The organism is Staphylococcus sp. EG-SA-2, assembly GCF_017152085.1.
Map to the genome: position 1 here is coordinate 1 of NZ_JACYHC010001200.1, position 648 is coordinate 648.

The following is a 648-nucleotide window of genomic DNA, read 5'->3' on the forward strand; positions in this document are numbered from 1 at the left end:
GAACGATGGTTGAATCGTCAAATAGTATAGCATTCATTTTCTCAACACTAATCGTGTTAAATACCATGCGATATGTTTTTAACTTTTCAGGTTTACTTGGTGCAAAAACATGCGTCGTACGATCAATTGTATCTTTGTTTGTGATGATATCTGTGTATGGTTGCATATCTTTTTTCACTGCTGCTAATGCATCTAAAAAATGATCATTTTTCGTTGTAGTTGTTAATTTTACGTAATCGTGGCGGTCTTTACTTATAGCATAAAGCACGATATTATCATCAGCATCATGATCTATGACTAAACGATTGAAATTGAAATGATTTGGTACTTTCGCATTCATGTTCAGTACTTGGCCAAGATATGTTGATAACGGTAAATCATACGTAAAATCGAATAATGTAAAATCACTGCTTAAATCCGGAATCATCAAGTTATGATCACGACGAACATGTTCCACGGACTTCACTTCTTTATTTTTCAAAGGTTTCGTCAGTTTATTCACATTAGATACCGTCGCAATCGTACCTTCTGGATGATCATTTTTCGAATGAATAATCTGAAATGGCGTAATAGTTGTATCCATTTTGGCTGTCATAGGTGTCGTTAAAGGTTTCGTTTCACTCTTCTTACTATCTGTATTGTCGACAT

The 648-nt window shown here is 34.4% G+C and carries 1 protein-coding gene; it reads right to left on the minus strand.

What is annotated here, in order from left to right:
* The coding region (yycH, locus tag IDG60_RS28130) for a two-component system activity regulator YycH (RefSeq protein WP_241013410.1) at positions 1-648 on the minus strand (648 nt) is incomplete at both ends.